General features: G+C 66.4%; 17 protein-coding genes. 14 read left to right on the top strand and 3 right to left on the bottom strand.

All coding sequences use genetic code 11. The annotated features are described in order from the left end of the window. Nucleotides 1-236 precede the first annotated feature (236 nt). The 3 genes from G3446_RS15715 (at nt 237) to G3446_RS15705 (ending at nt 7876) form a co-directional block, all read left to right on the top strand. Nucleotides 237-773: a YfiR family protein gene (locus G3446_RS15715; RefSeq protein WP_164453780.1), complete on the top strand. Its 537-nt coding sequence runs from the start codon at nt 237-239 to the stop codon at nt 771-773. A 6-nt stretch (nt 774-779) separates the two neighbouring features. Beyond that, the gene (locus G3446_RS15710) at nt 780-3182 is read left to right on the top strand and encodes an ATP-binding protein (RefSeq protein ID WP_164453779.1); all 2403 of its coding nucleotides are present in this window, start codon (nt 780-782) and stop codon (nt 3180-3182) included. Between the two features lie 128 nt (nt 3183-3310). Continuing rightward, on the top strand, nt 3311-7876 hold the full coding sequence (locus G3446_RS15705) for an EAL domain-containing protein (protein WP_164453778.1): 4566 nt from the start codon (nt 3311-3313) through the stop codon (nt 7874-7876). A 738-nt stretch (nt 7877-8614) separates the two neighbouring features. Here the strand turns inward: G3446_RS15705 and G3446_RS15700 are convergent. After that, nucleotides 8615-8884: a hypothetical protein gene (locus G3446_RS15700; protein WP_164453777.1), complete on the bottom strand. Its 270-nt coding sequence runs from the start codon at nt 8882-8884 to the stop codon at nt 8615-8617. An 84-nt stretch (nt 8885-8968) separates the two neighbouring features. Here G3446_RS15700 and G3446_RS15695 point away from each other — a divergent pair, with 84 nt between their 5' ends. The 3 genes from G3446_RS15695 (at nt 8969) to G3446_RS15685 (ending at nt 10993) form a co-directional block, all read left to right on the top strand. Further along, nucleotides 8969-9637: an MlaC/ttg2D family ABC transporter substrate-binding protein gene (locus tag G3446_RS15695; RefSeq protein WP_164453776.1), complete on the top strand. Its 669-nt coding sequence runs from the start codon at nt 8969-8971 to the stop codon at nt 9635-9637. A gap of 141 nt (nt 9638-9778) precedes the next feature. Further along, on the top strand, nt 9779-10333 hold the full coding sequence (locus G3446_RS15690) for a retropepsin-like aspartic protease family protein (RefSeq protein WP_164453775.1): 555 nt from the start codon (nt 9779-9781) through the stop codon (nt 10331-10333). A 153-nt stretch (nt 10334-10486) separates the two neighbouring features. Beyond that, nucleotides 10487-10993, top strand: coding sequence for a retropepsin-like aspartic protease family protein (locus tag G3446_RS15685; RefSeq protein ID WP_164453774.1), 507 nt, complete (start codon nt 10487-10489; stop codon nt 10991-10993). Between the two features lie 72 nt (nt 10994-11065). Here G3446_RS15685 and G3446_RS15680 read toward each other — a convergent pair whose 3' ends face one another. After that, nucleotides 11066-12364 carry a DUF3422 family protein gene (locus G3446_RS15680; RefSeq protein ID WP_164453773.1) on the bottom strand — a complete coding sequence of 433 codons (1299 nt, stop codon included), beginning with the start codon at nt 12362-12364 and terminating at the stop codon, nt 11066-11068. A 511-nt stretch (nt 12365-12875) separates the two neighbouring features. On the opposite strand from G3446_RS15680, the gene G3446_RS15675 reads away from it, so the two are divergent. Beyond that, the gene (locus tag G3446_RS15675; protein ID WP_164453772.1) at nt 12876-14306 is read left to right on the top strand and encodes a formylglycine-generating enzyme family protein; all 1431 of its coding nucleotides are present in this window, start codon (nt 12876-12878) and stop codon (nt 14304-14306) included. After that, nucleotides 14290-15228 carry a PfkB family carbohydrate kinase gene (locus G3446_RS15670; protein ID WP_209262456.1) on the top strand — a complete coding sequence of 313 codons (939 nt, stop codon included), beginning with the start codon at nt 14290-14292 and terminating at the stop codon, nt 15226-15228. Before G3446_RS15675 ends, G3446_RS15670 begins: the two co-directional genes overlap by 17 nt. A 79-nt stretch (nt 15229-15307) precedes the next feature. On the opposite strand, the gene G3446_RS15665 is transcribed toward G3446_RS15670, so the two are convergent. Continuing rightward, entirely contained in the window at nt 15308-16348 is a 1041-nt protein-coding gene (locus tag G3446_RS15665; RefSeq protein ID WP_164453771.1) for an NADP(H)-dependent aldo-keto reductase, read from the bottom strand. 196 nt (nt 16349-16544) lie between these two features. Between G3446_RS15665 and G3446_RS15660 the strand changes: the two genes are divergently transcribed. The 6 genes from G3446_RS15660 to trpD all read left to right on the top strand — a co-directional run bounded on the left by G3446_RS15660 (nt 16545) and on the right by trpD (nt 22066). Further along, nucleotides 16545-17210: an energy-coupling factor ABC transporter permease gene (locus tag G3446_RS15660; RefSeq protein ID WP_164453770.1), complete on the top strand. Its 666-nt coding sequence runs from the start codon at nt 16545-16547 to the stop codon at nt 17208-17210. A gap of 203 nt (nt 17211-17413) precedes the next feature. After that, nucleotides 17414-18106 (top strand): ribulose-phosphate 3-epimerase, encoded by a 693-nt coding sequence (gene rpe, locus G3446_RS15655; protein WP_164453769.1) that lies wholly within the window; start codon nt 17414-17416, stop codon nt 18104-18106. Between the two features lie 29 nt (nt 18107-18135). Then, nucleotides 18136-18810, top strand: a complete 675-nt coding sequence (locus G3446_RS15650; protein WP_164453768.1) for a phosphoglycolate phosphatase — start codon at nt 18136-18138, stop codon at nt 18808-18810. Between the two features lie 142 nt (nt 18811-18952). Then, entirely contained in the window at nt 18953-20452 is a 1500-nt protein-coding gene (trpE, locus tag G3446_RS15645) for an anthranilate synthase component I (RefSeq protein WP_164453767.1), read from the top strand. Nucleotides 20453-20454: 2 nt separating this feature from the next. Then, nucleotides 20455-21036, top strand: coding sequence for an anthranilate synthase component II (locus G3446_RS15640; protein WP_164453766.1), 582 nt, complete (start codon nt 20455-20457; stop codon nt 21034-21036). Between the two features lies 1 nt (nt 21037). After that, nucleotides 21038-22066 carry an anthranilate phosphoribosyltransferase gene (gene trpD / locus G3446_RS15635; RefSeq protein ID WP_164453765.1) on the top strand — a complete coding sequence of 343 codons (1029 nt, stop codon included), beginning with the start codon at nt 21038-21040 and terminating at the stop codon, nt 22064-22066. Nucleotides 22067-22459 lie beyond the last annotated feature (393 nt).

The following is a 22459-nucleotide window of genomic DNA, read 5'->3' as shown; positions in this document are numbered from 1 at the left end:
CCGGCTAGGGCCGGGGGCCTGGTCTTTCGAGCCTGCTGGCGAGCGGCGCACCGGCAGCCGTGTGTCGGCGCTTTGGATCAATCGGGAGCGCGGTCCGGTGGGCGGCCATGGTGGGAGACAGGGAGCGAGCGGGTCTCTTCAGGATGATGAGGTCGATTCTACCAAGCCTTTGCCGGCGGGAAGCCGCGCTCCTGCCCTGCGCCTGGCTCAGGGGGGGCGTCGGTCGGCGGCGCTCGATGCTCGTCGGTCTGTTGCTTTTCGCCGTTTTCCATCCATTGTGCGCTGTCTGCGCCCAGACCTATTCCGAGGCCGACCTGCGTGCCGTTTTCCTCCTCAATTTTCCCATGTTCATCAAGTGGCCTGATGAGGCGTTCGAGTCCGTTTCGAGCCAGTTCCGCTACTGCGTGGTGGGAAGCCAGGTGCTGAGCGATAGTCTAGCGGACGTGCTTGCTGACGAGACCGTGGACCAGCGTCGGCCGCGTCTGGTCGCCGCCGACGATCCCGCCGCTTGGCGCCGCTGTCACATCCTCTACCTGGACGGCTCCTTTGCTTACAAAGGCCATCAGGTCCTGAGTGCGGTCAAGGGGGCGCCGGTGCTGACGATCGGTGACTCCGAGGCCTTTGCGAGAGCTGGCGGCATGATCGCGCTCGTACGCAAGGGTGGGAAGCTGCGCGCGGTCATCAACCGCGCGATGGCGGAGCGCGAGGGAATCTGCATCAGCTCGAAGCTGCTGCGGCTCGCGATTCTGGTCTCTAGCGGCTCGGGACGGTAGAGGTCGATGCCGCATTTTCGGGATCTGTCGATCCGCTGGAAGGTCATCGGCGTAGTGATGCTGGTGACCGGCGTCGTCCTGGGTATTTCTGTTGCGCTGGTGGCCTTCCTCGACATCCGCGCCATGCATGCCGCGCTGGTCGAGCGTGTGGGCGCCCTCTCCAGGGTTGCCAGCATCAATGTCGCGGCGCCTCTGGCCTTCAAGGATCCCGAGGCGGCCGAGGAGATCCTGGCGGCGCTGGGCAGTGAGGAGGACGTGATCAGTATTCAGCTGCGCACGTCGGAAAGGGTCTTGTTCGCCGACTACGAAAGTCCTCGCCCCCAGCACCGCCCCTGGATCGCGCGCGTCGCCGATGACGAGCGCGCCGAGTGGGAGGACTTGCTGAGCGGCGAGCTGGCGGAGCGCTCCGGCAGGCTGACCTTCAGGGACGGCTATCTGGATCTCGCCATGAGCGTCGTCGTCGACGACAAGAGGCTCGGCTACCTCGACATCCAGTACGACACCACGGAGCTCGGCCGGCGCGTCCTCTACCAGGTACTCCTCGCCGTGCTGGTCTTCATCGTCGGCGCGGGCATCGCGCTGCTCCTCGCCGCGCGTCTGCATCGCCTCATTTCAGGGCCGATCCGCGACATCGCCGAGGTGATGGAGCGCACCGCCGCGCAGCAGGATTTCTCGTTTCGTCTCGACGCGCGGCAGCGCGACGAGCTCGGCGCCTTGATGTGCGCGTTCGACACCATGCTCGAGCAGGTCGAGCTGCGGGACGTGGAGCTGCGCAAGGCGCGCGATGCCGCGGAGGCGGGTAGCCAAGCCAAGTCGCAATTCCTCGCGTCCATGAGTCATGAGATTCGGACCCCGATGAATGGCATCCTCGGCATGGCCGAGCTGCTGCAAGGCACCCATCTCGACGATCGGCAGCGACACTTCACCCAGACCATTCAGGTGTCGGCCGAGTCTCTGCTCGCGATCATCAACGACATCTTGGATTTCTCCAAGATCGAGGCGGGGCGTCTGGAGCTCGAGCAGCTGGATTTCGATCTCTGCGAGGTGGTCGAGCGGACCATGGACTTGCTTGCGGAGAGTGCGCGCGCGAAACGGCTGAGCTTTCGGACGCTGATTCCGGCTGGCTTCCCGAGTCGCGTGCGCGGGGACCCAGGCCGGCTCCAGCAAGTGCTGACCAACCTCCTCTCGAACGCCGTCAAGTTCACCGAGCGCGGCAGCGTTCAGCTACGTCTCTCCTGGCTTGCCGAGACCGCGACCACCATGCGGGCGCGGATCGAGGTTGCGGACACAGGCATTGGGCTCACGCCCGAAGCTCGCGACCGCATCTTCGATCGCTTCAACCAAGCGGATTCCTCGACCTCGCGGCGCTACGGAGGAACCGGTCTCGGGCTGAGTATCTGCCGGCAGCTGGTCGAGCTGATGGGCGGGAGCATCGAGGTCGAGAGCACGCTTGGCCAGGGCTCGGTGTTCCGCTTCGAGCTCCTGCTCGACAAGCAGGCCGAGTCGGTGCTCGAGCCCGATCTCTATCTGGCGGATCTCAGGGCGCTTGCGATCACGGACGACGACCGGGCGCGGGAGGATCTGAGACGCTCGCTCGGGGCCTGGGGGGCCGATGTCGTCTGCGAGCGCGACCTGCGCGACGCCTTGACGGTTGCCTTGACGCGGGGCTCGGCGGGGCAGGGCTTCGAGATCATCATCGTGGACGCGGCGCAGCTGCCTCCGCTCGAAGGGCCTGCGGGCCGAGTGCTCGCCGACCTCATCGCGGAATCCTGGGTGGCGCTCGTCCTGGGGCCACAGGATGGCGGCAACGGGGTGGATCAGGCTTGGGGTCATCTTCGCGTGCTGAGGACGCCCATCGGGTCGCGCGAGCTGTCAGGCTGCCTGGGTGCTATGATCTCCGAAAGCCGTCGAAGAGTGTCCGGCACGGCCATGGGGGAGGCGGGCGCTCAGCCCCATCAGCTCCCCCGTTTGGGGCTGGATGTCTTTGTTGCCGAAGACAACGCGGTCAACCAAGAGGTGGTCGAGAGCATGCTGACCGCGCTCGGGTGTCGTGCGGTCCTGTGTGCTGACGGCACGGCCTTGCTGGACATCCTGGAGACACGGACGCCGGACGTGATTCTCATGGATTGTCAGATGCCCGCGATGGATGGCTATGAGACCACTCGGCAGGTGCGTGCGCGGGAGCGCCGCGAGGGCGGCCATCTCCCCATCATCGCCTTGACCGCGCATGCCATGCGGGGAGATCGGGAGCGCGCCCTGGCCGCGGGCATGGACGACTACCTCAGCAAGCCGCTCAAGCTGGTGGAGCTGGTCGATGCCCTGCGGCGTTGGGCGCCGCGTGCCGCTGCAGGGGATGGCTCCCGTCAGCTCACTGCTCCGCCTGTCTTCCAGCGGGGCTTGGACTCATGAGTCTGCCCCGGTTTGCCCAGGTCCGCGGATGGGGGTCGGTGCGGCTTCCCGACCGGAGGCGTGCGTCCGGCATGAGATCGGGTGGGATCACCCGATGGAATTAGGGAAAATCCTTGGTGCCGCTCAAGATGAAAAGCTTTTCACCTGCCATCGTCGACGCTGAGCTGAGTCGAATCAGACGCTTGAGCGCACTGGCGACGCTTCTGGTCGCTGCGTCGTCACTGATTATGGTCTTTCTGCCCGGTCTGACGCCGCTCCTCCGCTCGATGCTTGGGCTCGGCGCGCTGCTGCTCGCCGTCGGCTCCGGCTGGCTGCTTGCCAGGGTTCTGCAGCGGCGCCTCGTCGAGCGCGTGCGGCAAGCGGTCGAGGCCGGCGATGCGCCTGCCGCCGCGCCCGACGCACCTGCCCCGCCTGCCGAGACGCCTGAAGGCGATGCGCCGGGGCATGAAGGAGGCGCTGCGGCATCCGCGCCGTCAGGGCGTCAGACGCACTCCACTCAGGTGAGCCTCCTCGCCGATTTCAGCCATGAGATCCATACGCAGCTCAATAGCATGCTGGGCACGAGCGAGGTGCTGCTGGGCTCGGAGCTGACCGCCGAGCAGCGCCGCTTCGTCGACACCTTGGAGCGCTCCGGACACGCGCTGCAGACGGTGCTGAGCGAAATGCTCGATATGGCGCGTATGGATTCCGGCGACTTGCAGCTCGAGGACTCCGAGATCGACCTGCGCGAGCGTATCGAGGAGGTCCTGGATCTCTTCGCGCGGCGTGCCCATGCCAAGGGCGTCGCCTTGACCGCGGACTTGGCCTCGGATCTCCCGGTGCGCGTGCGCGTCGATCGCGCACGGCTTGGCCATGCGCTGGCCAGTCTGCTCGGGGCCATGCTGCAGCGGGTCCAAGGCGGTGAGCTGGTGGTGCGCGCTGTGGCGCAGTCGCGCGAGGGCGAGCGCGCGCGGATCCGCCTGGAGACCCTCGCGACCCAAGTCGACGTGCTGGCGGCGATTCGCGACGAAGCGCTCGAGTGCTTTGCGCGCAAGCCCGAGGCGGCGGAGCCGCTCGCGGACGGTACGGCGCCCGGGCTGGGAATCGCCAAGGCGATTGTTGGCCTGATGGGAGGGGAGGCCGGGCTCGACATGCGCGGAGAGCGCGGCATGAGCCTTTGGGTATCGCTCCCCGTCGCAGTCTCCCAGTGGCCTCCGCCCTCGGGGGAGGGAAAGCGCTCGCTCGCGGGGCTGCGGGTGCTGCTGGCGGCGCCGCAGCCGCTTTCCAGCCAGATCATGGCGGATCGTCTCGGCCGCGCCGGCGCGCAAGTCGCCGTCTGTGCTGACGCGGATGCTGTGCTCGCGACCATGGAAGCCCCTGGCGGCGATGGGTCCGTTCTGGACGCCGTCATCCTGGATTCGGAGCTCCCTGGCATCCAGTCGGTGAGCTCGGCGATGGGCTCGAAGACCCAGCGACCATCGCTTCTCTACCTCGCGCCCGCGCGGCCCGGCTGGGCGATGGAAGAAGTCGCCGCGCTCGGTGTCGACGTCTCGCTGACCAAGCCGGTGCGTCAGGCGCAGCTCCTCGCCGCTCTGCTGCGGCTGAGCGGCCGGCAGGTGCCGGATGCGCTCGACGCGGAATCCGGAATGCCGGCCGGGGACGAGGATCGGCAGGCCCTGGGGCTGTGCGTGCTGGTGGCCGACGACAACGCCGCGAACCAGGACACGGTCGGCGCCATGCTTGAGGTCTTGGGCTGTAAATCCCGGGCGGTCTACGACGGCCAGGCCGCGACCGAGGCCTTGGCCGCGGAGTCATTCGACCTGATCCTCATGGATTGCAAGATGCCCGTGATGGATGGCTACGAGGCGACGCGCCGAATCCGGCTGAATGAGTCCGGCAGGTCGCGGCGGCCACTGCCCATCATCGCCCTGACGGCGCATGCCATGGAGGGCGACCGGGAGCGCTGCCAGGCCGCGGGTATGGACGACTATCTGACGAAGCCGGTCTCCTTGACCGCGCTGCGGGCCACCTTGCTGCGCTGGTCCCGGGAGCGCGCGCTGGGGCATCTGGCACGCATGACCACGCCCGTCGAGGCCGAGCTGGACCGCTTGTCCGATCTGGGCAGGCCGCCCCCGGTCGAGACGCTGAGGCTCGATGATCTGGACAGCTTCGCCGTGCTCGAGCCCTCCGCCTTGAATGAGGTGAGGGACCTCAATCCCTCGGGCGAGGATGCGCTCATCGCGCGCCTGGCCCGCAGTTTCCTCGATTCCTCGGCCGGCTTGGTCGCCAAGATCCGCGAGGGTCTGGAAGAGGGGCGGCCGCAAGGCGTTACCGAATCCGCGCATTCGCTCCGCTCCGCCGCCCGCATCCTGGGCGCGGCACGTCTGAGCACGCTGTGCGGGCGCCTCGAGCAGTTCTCGAGCGCAGGCTGCACCTATTTTCCGCCGAGCCATGTCGTCGATCGCCTGGACGCGATCGACGGCGAGACGCGCCGGGCCGTGCAGGCGCTGCTCGACGAGGCGGAGCGCGCGGATGGGGCGGAAGGCCGGCCAATCGCCGCGGCCGTCGAGCAGGGGGGCGCCAATGCCCTGAGCGCCGGCCTCGCCCTGAGCGGCGAGGCGGACAGCGGTGGCGATGCGCGCCAGCGTCCCTTGATCCTGGTCGTCGACGACAATCCGACCATCCTCTCGGTGGCGCAGGCCGCGCTCGAGCGGGCCGGGCTGCGCTTCGCGGGCGCGCGTGACGGCCACGGCGCCATCGAAACATCGCGTTTTCAGCGCCCAGACCTGGTGCTGCTCGACGTCATGATGCCCGACATGAACGGCTATGAGACCTGCCGCCGCCTGCGTAGGCTCCCCGGCCTGGAGCTGACGCCGATCTTGATGATGACCGGCCTGGAGGACACCACGGCCATCGAGTGCGCCTATGCGTCGGGTGCCACCGACTTCTACGCCAAGCCCGTCAATTGGGGCCTCTTGACCCATCGGATTCGCTATATGCTGCGGGGACATGCGACGCTCGATGCACTGCACCGCAGCGAGGCGCGCAACAGTGCCCTAATTGCCGCCATCCCGGATGCGCTGATGCGGCTGGACGCCGAGGGCAAGGTGCTGCAGCACAAGCTCGGCGGCGCCCTCGAGAAGCTGGGCGTGCGGGCCGACGCCCAGGTCGGGAAGCTCTGCGATCTGCTGCCCGAGGCGATTTGCTCGCTCATCCAGCGCGAGCTCGAGACCACGGTGTCAGAGCACGGCGTGCGCGAGCTCGAGCTTGAGCTGTCGGACGCTCAGGGCGAGCCGCTGACGTTCGACGCAAGGCTGATCGCCGTCGATGCCGAGCAGGTGATCCTGCTGCTGCGCGACATGACCGAGCGCCGACGCCGGCAGCGCGTCATCCATCAGCTGGCCTATCAGGACAGTCTCACCGGACTGGCGAATCGCCAGCAATTCAATCAGGACCTTGCCGCAGCCCTGAAGACGGCTCGGCGCCGCGAGGACAGGGTCGCGCTGCTCTATCTGGATCTCGATCAGTTCAAGCGCATCAACGACTCCCTGGGGCACGGCGTGGGCGACGAGCTGCTGCGCCAGGCCGCGCGACGGCTGCAGCTGGCGGTGGATGATGCGACCTCTGGCTCCAATGGGCGCGGCGGTACGATTGCGAATACCGTGGCGCGCCTGGGCGGCGACGAGCTGACCGTGATCCTCAAGGGACGGGGCGCGGAGCGGCTGGCGGAGCGGGTCGCCGAGCATATCGTCGAGCGCTTCCGCGCGCCCTTCCATTGCTCGGAGCGCATCATCGTGTGCACGGTCTCGATCGGGATCGCGCTCAGTCCTCAGGACGGCGATGTGCCGGAGGCCTTGCTCAAGCATGCCGACACCGCCCTCTATGCGGCCAAGCTCGCGGGCCGCAACACCTTCTGCTTCTTCACCGCGTCGATGGGCGAGCTCGCCTCGCGCCGCCTGGACATCGAGGCGGGTCTGCGCCAGGCGCTGGAGCGCGACGAGCTCAGGCTCCATTTCCAGCCGATCGTGGATATCGCGTCCGGCGCGGCTCAGTCGCTCGAGGCCCTGTTGCGCTGGGAGCACCCCGAGCGCGGACTGCTCGAGCCCGCCGCCTTCATTCCGGTGGCCGAGGAATCCGGACTCATCTTGCCGATCGGCACCTGGGTGATCGAAGCGCTCGAGCGCCAGATCGCCCTCTGGTCGGCCGAGGGCTGGACGCCGTCCGTGTCCTTGAACCTCGCCGATTGTCAATTCAGCGACCACGGCCTCGTCGAGCGCTTGCGAGACCTGGCTGCCGCCCTGCCGCCACGCAGCGTCGAGCTGGAGATCACGGAGAGCCTGCTGCTCGCTCGCGATCCGCGTTTGATCGACACGCTCAACACCCTGAGGCGACATGGGCTGGGTGTCGCCATCGATCACTTCGGTACCGGCTATTCCTCCCTGGGTCTACTGAAGCACCTGCCGATCGACACCTTGAAGCTGGACCGAACCTTCGTCGAGGAGATCGGCTGCGAGGAGGCGAGCGATCTCCTCGTCAGCACCATCATCGACCTCGGCCGTGGCCTGGGGATGCGCGTGGTGGCCCAAGGTGTCGAAACACAGGCGCAGCTGGATTTCCTGCGCCGCGCGGGCTGTGACGCGGCGCAAGGGTTTTTCTTCGCCATGCCCGCCGAAGCGGCGGAGCTGGATAGAAGCCGTCTGCGCGCGCTCGGGTAGCTCGGCCGGGAGCTGCGGGGTCTCGGGGCGAGCGCCGTCTTCGCCCCTTTACGCCGCTGCGGCTCGAGTTGCCGATTTCGGGTCCACCATCCTAGAAAGAGCCGCCAGCAGCCAGCTTAGAGCTTTGGGCCTTGATCGTCAGTTGGACAGGTCGGGTGGACGAGCGAGAGAGACTGTGAAGAGATTCTGCGTAGGTTGGGCTGAGGTACGAAGCCCAACATGGCGGCGAGCCTAACGCTTTGATTGTTGGCCCCCCTGCGTCGGCCCAACCTACACCAATCTGCGCTCTTCGCGGTGCGCTTGGATGACTCTCACAGTCTCGAGAGCGAAGTCCGCCGAATCCCGCGCCGGCGTTGGTGGACTGCGCTGCGCCTGTCCACCCGACTGCGGGACGCCGGGCCAATCGATGACCGACGCCGAGCTTTGTCTTGGAGCTGCTTTCAGGTCTTCTCCGCGTCACCCAACGGGTGAGCGGCTGGCCGGCCAGAGAATTCGGCAACTGCATGATGTTCCTCCGCTGGCGGCTGACTGCTCCGATTAGGATTACCTCAGCGCCCACGCGCTCGAGCCCTGGTTCCGCATCATTCGGCAATGACCGCCTGGTCCCGGCGCCTTCGCCGCGATCAGGCGCCGACGCTCTCCCTTGCCTCCACATGGCCCGTCCAACGCCACCTTGGCCCTGGCTGTCGCCAGCCTGCCGCCCGAGGTCTCTCAGATTCAGGCCGCTCGCGCTCAGGCTCAAATGACCTCGAGTGCTCGAGCCAGGTTACGGAAGTCGGGCTCTTCGTCGAGGACGCCCTCCCAGGAGCGGCAGCTGTCGAGGCTTGGCGGCGAGCCCAAGTGCAGCTCGGCCATGAAGGCGGTCGCCCCCTCGGGTGCCGGGTGCCGGGTGCCGGGTGCCGGGTGCTCGCACGGCTCCCCGAGTGTCTGGATCAATGTTTGGTCCGGGGCGGTGGCGGGCAGGGCCGGTGGTGCTTCGTGCTTGCTTTTCTTGGGGGTGGTTGGCAACCTCGCCACACCGTTTCGATCGGTCAATGCTTCGATCGGTCAAGACGATTCGATCAGTCAATACAATAAGTCAGGAGGAAACCGATGAAGTCTCGTGTGCTCTGCTCTGCTGCCCTGCTCGTCCTCGCCTCGGCCCCGCTGGCGGCCCAGCCTCAGGGCTATGGCCTCTCGGCAGCGCCCGGCTATTCGGCGCGTGCGCCCGCTCCCTATTCGGGAATGCCCGTGCGCGGTGGCGCCAAGTCCATGGCCGCAAGCTCCGAGATGCAGGCCGTCGCCGCGCTCAAGGAGGGGATGGATAAGCTGCTCGATTTCCTCGCGAAGGGGACGGCTCCGAACAATTTGCAGGTCGCCGCCTTCCTGGACCGCGAGATCGCGCCTTATTTCGACTTCGACTACATGGCGCAATGGGTCGCTGGCCCGGCCTATCAGGGGATGGCGCCGGAGGAGAAGAAGGCGCTTGCGGCCCAGATCGAATCTGATTTCCTCTCGACCCTGGCGCGCAATCTAATCGGCTACGACGGGCAGAAGGTGCGCATGCTGCGCCCGAGGCGGGGGGCGCGCGGATCCGTGAGCGTCAACGTGGCCATCATGCAGGCCGGTGGCTACCCGTCGCGCCTGGAGTTCCGGATGTCGGAGTCGGATGACGGCTGGAAGGTCTATGACGTCGTCGCGAACGGGCAGAGCGCGGCATCCTACTATCGTGTTCGGTTCCAGCGCACGGCGCGTCAGCAGCTGGGCTATGTGCCACGCTGACTTGGCTCCTCCGCGCAGCAGGCCCCATCCGCGGCCTGCCGCGCGGACGCATTGCCGATCCCGAGCCGCTCGCCCGCCTGCCCGCAGCAGGCCGCTTAGGGCGGCAGTGAGCCGTCGCTTCCCGGCTCCGGAGCGCGGCTGATGGACCCCCTTCCGCCTGGCGACGGTCCGTCTCGCGACGATTTCCCCTCACGCGTCGGGCGCGCCATGCTCTTCGGCGCTTGGATCGCCGGGCTGGCGCTCCTCTTCATGCTCTTCAATCAGCTCTTCGAGCGCCAGGAGAACCCCAATCCGAGCCCGGTCCTGACGCGGAGCGTCGAGGGAGCGCCGCAAGTCGTGCTCGAGCGCAACCGTGCGGGGCACTTCGTGGCCAGTGGTGCCATCAATGGCATGCCGGTCCGTTTCCTCGTCGACACGGGTGCGACGGACGTGGCGCTGCCACTGCCGCTCGCGCGCCGCCTGGATCTGCAGATGCGTCCCGGTGGCATGTCGGTGACAGCCAACGGGACCGTGCGGACCTGGCTGACGCGGCTGGACCGTGTCGAGCTGGGTGGGCTGGTGGCCGAAAACGTCCGTGCCAGTGTGCTGCCGAGCATGCCGGGCGATGACGTCCTGCTCGGCATGAGCTACCTGCGTCATCTGGAGATGATTCAGCGCGGGGATCGGCTGATTCTTCGTCCCCACTTGGGCGACTGACCTCAAGGGACTGGGCGCATCGACCCTGCGCCGGTGGCCTGCTTGGCGCGCTTGGCGCAACCTCGTCAGTCTCGCGGTTTCGCGCTACTCTGCACCCGGAATCCGCGTGATCGCGGGGGGAGCAATCGATAATCGAGGAATCGAGCTTTGAAGATGCTATGGCTGGGTCAGTACCGAGGTCTCCTGGTGCTGACTGTCGTCGGGCTGGGCGTGGCTTGGGCGCTGGCTCAGACCGGCACGCGCGGCAATCCGAATCCGCACCCGGTCGCCTACCTAGGGCCTGCCGGGACTCCGGAAGTCGTGCTCGAGGAGAATCAGGTCAATCAATATGTGACGACTGGCCGCATCAATGGGGCGCGGGTGGAGATGCTGGTCGACACGGGCTCCGTGGATGTCGCCATGCCCTACCGCGTTGCGCAGGCCCTCGACCTGAAACTGACGCCGGGCGGGATCAGCAAGACGGGGAACGGCAATGTCCGCAGCTGGTCGGCTTGGCTGGACAGGGTCGATGTCGGCGGTCTCGTCGCCGAGCGGGTCAAGGCGACGGTGCTGCCGAACATGCACGGCGATCAGGTGCTCTTGGGCATGTCCTACCTCAGACTCATGGAGGTCGTTCTCTCCGACGGCCGGCTGACCCTGCGCCCCGTGCCCTCCTCTTGAGGGCTGGATCCGGCCGTTCGGAGCCCGCGGGCGCAGCGCCGGGCCATGGCCGAGAGGGCGCGGCTTTGTTTATCAGGCGTCGGCGGATTTCAGTAGCCGCGCCTTCATGCGGCGAATGCCGAGCCAGGCGAGCAGGACGACGACCGGCGCCGAAAGGCCGGTCAAATAGCTGGCATCGATCGCAAAGCCGTGCCCCTCCAGCCCCTTCAGCAGATAGCCAACTAGGCCGACGCCGTAGTAGCCGATCGCGATCACCGAGAGACCTTCCACGGTCTCTTGGAGGCGGAGCTGGACCTGAGCGCGCCTGTCCATGGACTCTAAGAGCGTGCGGTTCTGGCGCTGCAGCTCGACCTCGACCCGGGCGCGTAGCAGGCTGGTCAGGCGGGCCGCGCGCTCGGCAAGGTCGTGCTGCCGTTGCGATGTCGAATCACAGGTCGCAATGGCGGGTGCCAGACGGGCATCGAGGAACTCGGTGAAGGTCTGTAGACCCTCGATGCGGCGCTGACGCAGCTGCTCGAGCCGCTGCGCCACGACGCCATAGTAGGCCTTGGACGCCTCGAAGCGATAGCTGGTCTTGGCGGCGATGGTCTCGATATCGACGGCGAGCGCCGTGAGCTCGGCCAACAGGGCCTTCTGCGAGCCGGTCTCGGCGCGCTCGTCGCTGGACATTCGGGTCGCGACCTGGACCAAGCGGCCGTCTGCCTTGCTGAGGAGCCGATTGGCCTCGCGCGCCGGAGGCAGGCCGAGCAGCGCCATGGCGCGATAGGAGCTGACTTCCAGGATGCGTTTGGCCAGCCGGCCGGCCTGGTTCTTGGACAGGCCTTGATCGCGCAGGAGGATGCGCGAGAGCCCATCGCCATGGATGCGTAGGTCCGACCAGGCGCGCGCTGCGCCACCAACCACCTGTGAGCCGATCACCACATTGTCGGCGAAGAGCTGGCTGAGCTCCTCTGTGCTCAGCTCGGGCGCGTCTTGCGGCTCCAATGCCAGCGAGACCGCGGCCACCACTTCGCCCGGAAGGTGCTTGAGCCATTCTGCCGGGAGCTCGTTGAGCACGGGGGAGGCGAAGGGGTGATCGAAGCTGCCGTGCTTGATGAAGGTATAGGTCACGAATTCGGTGTGACGCTCCCACAGCATACGGATGTCGCCGAGCTCGGCCCGGTAGTGCTGGTCCACGGAGTCGGGGAGCGGCAGGCCGTAATGCTCGAGCAGCTTGAGCAGATAGCGTAGGTTGCGCCCCGTGCCGCGCTCGCCGCAGACCGTCGTGATGTGCGAGATGCGCTCGGGTGCACGCAACGGCTCGTAGGTGCGGGCGTGCAGCTCGGCGATCGTCTGGTGGCGTAGCGGGTGCTCCTTGAAGGGCAATGGCATTCGGCGATACTCCTCGATGCGGGAAGCCAGGACGGGGCAAGCTGCTAAGGTTAGCCCCAAACCGTGACCCTCGAAAGACGATCGTGCGCGGCCTCCCAGGGGGCTTGGCGCGCCCGGCTCTTGGCCGCGCGAGCTTGCTGCTATGGACGGGGTCTGCGCTGCGTGTTTAATTGGCGCGTTCTCGCGCGTTCTCGCGCGTTCTCGCGCGTTGGCGTGCGCCCAGCCATCGATGGATGTGGCCGCGTGGTGTCTCGGCCCACTGCTCTTTGCGGAGGGTGTCTCGTTGTGATCTCGGAAATTCGTGTAAATAGGCACTGGTGCGCTAAGGACCTGCCCGAGGCGGTGGGCTAGCCTGGGACGGAGCCGGGTATTTCCAACTCCGGAGACCAAGACGGCCGACGATCTATTGGTGCTCGCGGGATTGTGCGCTGCTCCACGGTCGAGGCGCGGGCGGTGTTTTGCAGCCCGGGCGTTCGAGTCGCCGTCCAAATCAATAAAGTGATGCCGAAGCATGGCCGAAAAAATCGACTCGCAAGCACAATTCGACGACGAGTCCGAGTCTTTGCGCAAGACGCTGGACCAGATGCGTAAGGAGGCGGAAGAAGAGGTAATGCGCCTGAACGACAGGCTCGCCGAGCGGGATTATGCCCCGGACAGCTCGATCGCGACGGCGACCGAGCGGCTTGCGATGCAGCAAGAAATGACGATGCTGCAGCAGACCCTCGAAGCCAAGGAGCAGGCGCTCGATCACATCACCGAGGAATGCCGCCGGCTCGAGGACGAGCTGGAGGATCAGAATATCGCCTACGATAGCCTCAAGCAGGAGGTCGAGCGCAAGGACAAGGCGCTGAAGGATGCCCTCGCCGAGGTCGAGCGCCTGAGGCTCGAGCTGGTCGAGGCGAAGCGCGTCCAGCAAGAGCAGCCCACTACCGCACCCGTGGAGCCTGCTCCAGCCCTCTCGGAGAAGCCCAAGACGCCGAGGCACCTGGTGATCGCGGGGGCCGTCGTCGTCTTCCTGCTGCTCTCCTTGGCGATGGTGACGCTGCTCTATTCGCTGTGGGGCAAGCTCGAGATCCCCCTGCCGGACCTGCAGCCGCGCGCCGAGCTGACGCCCGATCCCGGCTTGCCGACGGTGCCCGAGCCGTCGGCGATCGCGGCGGGCGAGGAGATCGTCGAGGTGCCCCTGGACCAGGCGCGGCGCGTGCCGGCTGCGCCGCCGCGGTTGCATCAGGATCGGCTCGGCAGCGGCGGCACTGGGCCGGCGCTGGTCGCCTTGGATGGCGGCGTCTTCCAGATGGGATACAACAGCCTTGCCGGTCAGGACTTCAGCCCGGCCCACGAGGTTCGGCTGCTGCCCTTCATGATCGGCCTCCACGAAGTGACCTTTCAGGAGTACGACCGATTCGCGCGCGCCACCGGGAGGGCGCCGCCGGACGACTACGGCTGGGGACGTGGCACGCGACCTGTCGTCGGTGTCAGCTGGGACGACGCGCGCGCCTACACCGCTTGGCTCTCGCAACAGACGGGACGTCGCTACCGGCTTCCGACCGAGGCCGAGTGGGAGTACGCCGCGCGGGCCGGCACCCAAAGCTCCTTCTGGTGGGGCTACGCTCTGGAGCCTGATCGTGCGGTCTGCTTCGATTGCGGCAGCCAGTGGGACAATCGCTCCACGGCCCCCGTGAAGCGTTTCGCGCCGAATCCCTTCGGGCTCTACGATACGGCTGGGAACGTCATGGAATGGGCTGCCGATTGCTATGTCGCCGGGTACGAGGGGGCGCCGGCAGATGGCTCCGCACGGATCGCCGGGGAGTGCATGACCCGCGTCGCCCGCGGCGGTGCCTTCAACAAGCCCTCGTCCTCGATGCGCTCCTACATGCGCGCGCGCTTCGCCCCACAAACACAGCTGAACATGCTGGGGTTCCGTGTTGCCAGGGATTCCTGATCTCCCGTCCGCTTTTCGTCCCTCTTCCGCTTGCCGCGTCCTCGGCGTCGGCATCGCTACACTGGACCTGGTCAACGAGGTCGAGTGCTACCCTTCAGAAGACGTCGAGGTACGCGCCCTTGCCCAGCGCCGGGTCCGCGGCGGCAATGTCACCAACAGTCTCTCGATCTTGGCTCAGCTCGGCCATGGATGCGCTTGGGCCGGTACCCTTGCGGATGACGCCGCCAGCCAGCAGGTGCTGCTGGATCTCGAGCGGCATGGAATCGATGCGACCACCGCGGTCCGCGTTCCCGGGGCGACGACGCCCACGTCCTACATCGCGCTCAGCCGGGCGACTGGCAGCCGAACCATCGTCCACTTTCGCGACCTGCCGGAGCTGGATTCGAAGGCCTTCGCCGCCCTATCGCTCGCAGGCCTGCACTGGATTCACTTCGAGGGCCGCAATCCCGCCGAGACGGCGTCCATGATCGGCAGCGCCCGCCGCCGCGCGCCGCATGCCGTCGTCTCCCTCGAGCTGGAGAAGCCGCGCCCCGGCATCGCAGCGCTGCTGGCTGGGCCGCACCTGATCCTCGCTGGTCGGGCCTATGCTCAGGCGCAGGGCTTCGAGGATCCCGCCGCCTTTCTTCGCGACTTGGCGCAAGGCACGACCGCCGGCCTCTGCGTTCTCGGCTGGGGTGCCGAGGGCGCCTACTGGCTCGTGCGAGGAGGGCGGGTCGAGCATGCCGAGGCGCATGCGCCCGGCCGGGTCGTCGATACCTTGGGTGCGGGCGACTGCCTCAATGCCGGCGTGATCGACGGGCTGATGCGTGGTCTGGCGCCCCGAGAGGCCGTGAGCCGTGCGGTTCATCTCGCGGGCTTGAAGTGCGGTTTCAGCGGGCTCGATGGCCTGATCGCCGAGGCGAGGCGCGCCGGCTGGTCCTGAGCCGGTCGTGTCGGGCATGGGAGATCCAGGCGCCGCGTCGTCGGCCGTGGCGCTTCAGGACTTCCCACGGACGATCGCATCAAGGGGCGGGGTTTGGCTGTTTGGTGTGGATGGCCTCGAGCGCGTCGATCACCTCCTGCTCCAGCGTCAGGTCGATGCTTGCGAGATTGCTTTCCAGCTGCTCCATGGTGGTCGCCCCGATGATGTTGGAGGTGGTGAAGGGGCGGCTGGTCACCCAGGCGAGCGCCATCTGCGCCGGGTCTAGCCCATGACGCCGCGCGAGGTCGACGTAGTCCGCGGTCGCCCTCTCGGCCTCGGGGCTGGAATAGCGGCTGAACCGGTCGAACAGCGTGATGCGCGCGCCCGCCGGCCGCTGGCCGTTCAGGTACTTCCCGGAGAGAACGCCGAAGGCGAGCGGCGAGTAGGCGAGGAGTCCGCAGTCCTCGCGCAGCGCGATCTCGGCAAGTCCGATCTCGAGGGTGCGATTGAGCAGGCTATAAGGGTTCTGGATGCTCACCATTCTGGGCAGCTCCTGGGCTTCGGCGAGGCTCAGGAAACGCATCAGTCCCCAGGGTGTCTCGTTCGAGACGCCGACGTGCCGGATCTTGCCGGCCTTCACCAGATCATCCAGGACCTGGAGCGTCTCGAGCAGTGGCACGCTCTCGTCTTGCTCGCTCGGCGTGAAGCCGAGCTTGCCGAAGAAATTGGTCTCGCGGTCCGGCCAATGCAGTTGGTAGAGGTCGATCCAGTCCGTCTGCAGCCGGCGCAGGCTGTCGTCGACGGCCGCCTGGATATTCTTGCGGTCGAGCCTGGCCTCGACACCGCGGATGTGGGGCAGCCAATCGGCCGGACCGGCGACCTTGGTGGCGAGCACGACCTTGTCGCGGCAGCCGCGCGCCCTGAGCCAGGTGCCGATATAACGCTCGGTGCGTCCCTGCGTCTCCGCCAGTGGCGGAACCGGATACATCTCGGCCGTGTCGATGAAGTTGATGCCGGCGTCGAGCGCGCGATCGAGCTGCGCGTGCGCCTCCGTCTCGGTGTTCTGCTCGCCAAAGGTCATGGTGCCCAGGCACAGGGCGCTGACTTGAATGCCGGTGCGGCCTAGCTGTCGGTAGTGCATGCAGGTTCTCCCGAGTCGGTCTCGTCGATTGGGCTCGATCCGGGCAAGCGCTCGGCCTGCCTGTGGTCAGAGGGATGATAACGGCAGACTCGGCCGCATTGAGAGCCTGTGGAGCCGCCCCGCGGGCTCGATCGGTGCGGTTGAGTGCTGCGGCTCGCTCCAGCCGGAATCCATCACGCTCAGCCAGGGGCTAAGAATGACGATCGATCCCGACCTCCTCTCTCCGCTGTTGCGCTGGGTCGTCATCCTGCTGTCCGTGCTGTCGCTCCTGCTGGCACTGCGCTTGGCGCCTTGGCGAAAGCTCTGGGATCAGGAGCAGGCCAACGTCTTTTTCGGGGCGACGGTGGCCCTGCTGCTGCTTTGGCATCTGGATACCCAGGTCCAGCCGGGCCTCGACTATCACCTGCTCGGCGTGACGGCGATCACCCTCATGTTCGGCTGGTCGTTCGCGGTCATCGCCGCGGCGCTTGCCTTGGTGGGGGTGACCTTGAATACCGGGGGGAGTTGGAGCGGCTTCGGCGTGAATGTCTTCGTGACCGCCATTGTGCCGATCAGCCTGACGCAGGTCGCGCTCATCCTCATCCGGTGGTACCTGCCCAAGCAATTCTTCGTCTACGTGCTGATCAACGGCTTCGTCACCGCGGGTCTGGCAGCTGCCTTTGCCGCCTATGTCGCCATCGCCTTGCTCGTCATGAGCGGCGCCTACAGCTATGCCGAGATGGGCGAGCAGGTGATCCCCTTCTTCCCCTTGATGTTCATGCCGGAGGCCTTTCTCAACGGCTGGGCCATGGTCGTGCTGGTCGCCTTCAAGCCCCAGTGGGTCTACTCCTTCAGTGACGAGCAGTATCTGAAAGGGAAGTGAGGCCGGCAGCGGCGCTGCGTGCATCGACCTGGCCTCCTCCCGAAGCCGAGGTGCCTCTGGTCGGGTCCTGGAGCGCCGCCAGGCGTAGAGTGAAAAGTTCGCCCGCTTGGGGTAGAGTTGCGGCCTTTGACCTACCCAATTCCAATTAAACCCCGGCCTTGGGCGCGGCTTGATGCGTGACCTGGCCTGCGGAGGACAGACTCATGGCGGTTGATCTCATCGCTCCCTCGATACTCTCGGCCGATTTTGCCAAGCTCGGGCAAGAGGTCGACAATGTTCTGGCCGCCGGCGCCGACATCGTCCATTTCGACGTCATGGACAACCATTATGTGCCCAACCTGACGATCGGGCCGCTGGTCTGCGAGGCGCTGCGCAAGCATGGCGTGACCGCGCCCATCGACGTTCACCTCATGGTGAAGCCGGTGGACCGCATCATTCCGGACTTCGCCAAGGCCGGCGCGACCTATATCACCTTCCACCCGGAGGCGAGCGAGCACATCGACCGCACCCTGCAGCTCATCCGCGGCGAGGGCTGCAAGTCCGGACTGGTCTTCAACCCGGCCACGCCCCTGAGTCACCTGGACTATGTGCTGGACAAGGTGGACATGATCCTGCTGATGTCGGTGAACCCTGGCTTCGGCGGGCAGAGCTTCATCCCAGGCGCGCTGGACAAGCTGCGCGCGGTGCGCAAGATGATCGACGACTCTGGTCTCGATATCCGCCTCGAGATCGACGGCGGCGTCAAGGTCGACAACATCGCCGAGATCAAGGCCGCTGGCGCGGACACCTTCGTTTCCGGCTCGGGCATCTTCGGCAAGGGCAAGGACTCGGATCCCCATTGCTACGACAGCATCATCGGTCAGATGCGCGAGGCCCTCGGCAGCGTCAGCCGCTGAGCGCGCGGATCCCTAAGGAGCAGTCCCAGATGTTTCGACCGAAGATGATCCTCTGTGACCTGGATGGGACGCTCGTGGATAGCGTCCCGGACCTCGCCTACTGCGTCGACGCCATGATGGCGCGGCTCGGTCTCCCTGTGCGCAGCGAGGCGGCGGTGCGCAACTGGGTCGGCAACGGCGTCGAGCGTCTGGTGCGGCGCGCCCTGATCGGTCAGTTGGACGGCGAGCCGGATGAGGTGCTCTATCAGCGCGCCTATCCGATCTTCCTCGAGCTCTACTCGGCCAATACCTACAACCGCTCGGTGGTCTATCCCGGGGTTCGCGAAGGGGTCGACTTCATGAAGTCGGCCGGCTACGGGCTCGGTTGCATCACCAATAAGGCCGCGCGCTTCACGGAGCCGCTGCTCGAGCATGTCGGGCTGCGCGATGACTTCGGCATCGTGGTGAGTGGCGATACGCTGCCGCGCAAGAAGCCGGATCCCTTGCCCTTGATGCACGCGGCCGGGCATTTTGGTGTGGCGCCCGAGGATGCGCTCATGATCGGCGACTCGGTGAGCGATGTCTCGGCCGCGCGGGCGGCCGGCTTCAAGATCATCTGTACGACCTACGGCTATAACCACGGGCAGGACATCCGCGACTCGCAGCCCGATGCGGTCGTCGATTCACTGGCCGAGCTGCCGAGCCTGCTGGCCCCGCAAGCCTAGTCTAGGGACGAGTTGAGGACGCGCCGAGATGCAGAGGCATCCCATGCGAGCAATCAGCATGCGAGCAATCAGAGGGTGGCGATGGCGACGCTAGCGCGCGCCCGTTGAAACCCTTGTTACCGATTTCTGCTCGGAGATCCTCATGACTCCCAAGACCTTCCGTGCCCTGGCAGACCAGGGCTATAACCGCATCCCTGTCGCTTGCGAGGTGCTGGCCGACCTCGAGACGCCGCTCAGCGTCTATCTCAAGCTGGCGAAGGGACCTTATTCCTACCTCTTCGAGTCCGTCCACGGCGGCGAGAAATGGGGGCGCTACTCCATCATCGGCCTGCCGTGCCGGACGCTTATCAAGATCACTGGGCAGCAGGTCCGTGTCGAGCGCGACGGTCGCGTGGTCGAGGAGATCGAGAGCGCCGATCCGCTCGCTTGGATCGAGTCCTATCAGGCGCGCTTCCGCGTCGCCGAGCTGGGCGATCTGCCGCGCTTCACGGGCGGGCTGGTCGGCTACTTCGGCTATGACACCATTCGCTATATCGAGCCCAAGCTGGCGCAGTGCCCGAATCCGGACCTCTTGGGGACGCCCGACATCCTGCTGATGGAATCCGACGAGGTCGTCGTCTTCGACAACCTTAGCGGGCGCATGTACATCATCCTGCACCTGGATCCGACCGCGGGTGACACGCTGGAGGCCGGCGAGGCGCGCATCGCCGAGCTCAACGAGCGTATGCGGCATGGCACGCCGAACGGCAGCAATGGCTCGCAGCGCGAGGTCAGCGAGGCCGATTTCGTCTCGGGCTTCACCGAGGACGGCTACAAATCGGCGGTCGAGCGCATCAAGGAGTACATCCTCGACGGCGACTGCATGCAGGTGGTGCTCTCGCAGCGGCTGTCGATTCCCTTCCAGGCGTCGCCGCTGGACCTCTACCGCGCCTTGCGTGGTCTGAATCCGTCGCCCTACATGTACTTCCTGGATCTGGACGATTTCCAGATCGTCGGCTCCTCGCCCGAGATCCTCACGCGTCTGGAGGACGGAGTCGTCACGGTTCGGCCCATTGCGGGCACGCGGCGACGCGGCTACACGGAGGAGGAGGACCGCGCCCTGGAGGCGGAGCTGCTGGCGGATCCGAAGGAGCTTGCCGAGCACCTGATGCTGATCGACCTGGGGCGCAACGATGCCGGCCGGGTTGCCGAGATCGGCAGCGTGCGGCTCACGGACCGCATGATCGTCGAGCGCTACTCGCATGTCATGCACATCGTCTCCAACGTCGTGGGCCGGCTCAAGGAGGGGATGAGTGCCATCGACGTGCTGCGCGCGACCTTTCCGGCCGGCACCGTCTCCGGGGCGCCCAAGATCCGCGCCATGGAGATTATCGACGAGCTCGAGCCGGTCAAGCGGGGTATCTACTCGGGTGCCGTCGGCTACCTCTCCTGGAACGGCAACATGGATACCGCGATCGCCATCCGCACGGCGGTCATCCAGGACGGCACCCTGCATATCCAGGCGGGTGCCGGGATCGTCGCCGACTCGCAGCCCGATCTGGAATGGAAGGAGACCATGAACAAGGGCCGGGCCATCTTCCGGGCCGTGACCGCGGCGGAAGTCGGCATCGATCGCTATGGCTGTGGGCTGAAGGGGGTCTGACCATGCTGCTCATGATCGACAACTATGATTCCTTCACCTACAACCTGGTCCAGTATTTCGGCGAGCTGGGCGCGGATGTCAGGGTCGTTCGCAACGACGGGCTGAGCGTGGAGCAAGCCGCGGCGCTCGGCGCGGATCGGGTCGTCATCTCGCCCGGACCCTGCACGCCCACCGAGGCGGGCATCTCGGTCCCGCTGATCCGTGAGCTGGCGGGCCAGGTGCCGATCCTCGGCGTCTGTCTCGGCCATCAATCCATCGGGCAGGCCTTCGGCGGTGAGATCGTCAAGGCGCCCGAGGTCATGCACGGCAAGACATCGCCCGTCTACCATCTGGATCAAGGTGTCTTTTCGGGGTTGAGCAACCCCTTCGAGGCGACGCGCTACCACTCCTTGGTGATCTCTCAAGAGAGCCTGCCGGACTGTCTGGAGGTCACCGCCTGGACGCAGACGCCGGATGGTGAGCGCGAGGCCATCATGGGCGTGCGGCATCGCGAGATGCCGATCCAGGGCGTGCAATTCCACCCCGAGTCCATCCTGACGCAGCATGGACACGACCTGCTGAAGAACTTCCTGGAGGATCGCTGACATGGAGATGAAAGACGCCATTGCGCGCTGTATCCAGGGCCAGCACCTGACCGGCGAGGAGATGACCGCGGTCATGCGGACCATCATGACCGGCGGCGCCACGCCCGCGCAGATCGCGGGGTTTCTGGTCGCGCTGCGGATGAAGGGCGAGACGGTCGCCGAGATCGCCGCGGCGGCATCCGTGATGCGCGAGCTGGCGACCGGGGTCGATATTTCCGGGCTGGACCAGGCGGTCGACATCGTGGGCACGGGCGGAGACGCCTCCGGCACCTTCAATGTCTCGACCACCAGCATGTTCGTCGCGGCCGCCGCGGGCTGTCACGTCGCCAAGCATGGCAATCGCTCGGTCTCCAGCAAGTCCGGTGCTGCCGACGTGCTGGAGGCGGCCGGCGTGCGGCTGGATCTATCGGCAGAGCAGGTCGCTCAGTGCGTGCGCGAGGTCGGTGTCGGCTTCATGTTCGCGCCCGGGCATCACAGCGCGATGAAGCACGCCATCGGCCCGCGCCGGGAGCTGGGTGTGCGAACGGTCTTCAACGTCTTGGGGCCGCTGACCAATCCCGCGGGTGTCCCGAATCAGCTCCTGGGCGTCTTCGGCGCCGAGCTGCTTGAGCCTCTGGCCGAGGTGCTGCAGCGTCTGGGCAGCCGGCATGTCCTGGTCGTCCACTCGCGCGATGGCTTGGACGAGATCAGCATTGCGGACACGACAGATGTCGCTGAGCTCAAGGATGGCGAGATCCGCCGCTACAGCATTCAGCCGGAGGATTTCGGTCTGAAGCGTGACGCTCTGGATAAGATCCGCGTCAAGGACCCGTCCGAGAGTCTGGCGATGCTGCGCGGCGTGCTGGAGGGGCGGTCCGGTCCGGCGCGGGACATCGTGCAGCTCAACGCGGGCGCCGCCATTTACGCGGCGGGCCGCGCCGAGTCACTTGCGGATGGCATTGTGCTTGCGGAGCAGGCGATCGCCAATGGCGAGGCGCTGGTGCGCTTGGAGAGCCTGGTGGCCTTGACCGCCAGCTTTCCGTCATCCTGAGGATCCGAGACTTTGCGGGGGCGCGACTCCTGCTGTGGCTGCCCCGAGTGACGGCTGATGTTTCTTGACGCCCCCTGCGCCGTCGCTTCGCGGCGCGAGCTCCCCGGTTTTCGCTTGTGGGTCCGGTGTGCATCACGACTCCCACCCCCTCAACCTAGGGCATGATTTCATCCCAAAAAGAGCAGTTGAACCGCAAAGGGCGCAAAGAGCGCAAAGGGTTTCAACATCTTGTCTGCGAAGCCATGCTCACCCAGAGGGTGAAGCGACGCGGCAATGCAAGCCTCTGTTTTTCTTCGTGTCCTTCGCGCCTTTGGTGTGCCAGGAGAAACCTGGCCAGTCTAGCAGCCTGCGAGGTGGCTGCCATGTGAACTGCTGATGAGACATGTAGCTGCG

This window comes from Thiorhodococcus minor (genome assembly GCF_010820565.1).
Taxonomy (GTDB): domain Bacteria; phylum Pseudomonadota; class Gammaproteobacteria; order Chromatiales; family Chromatiaceae; genus Thiorhodococcus; species Thiorhodococcus minor.
This window is presented reverse-complemented; position numbering and strand designations above follow the sequence as displayed.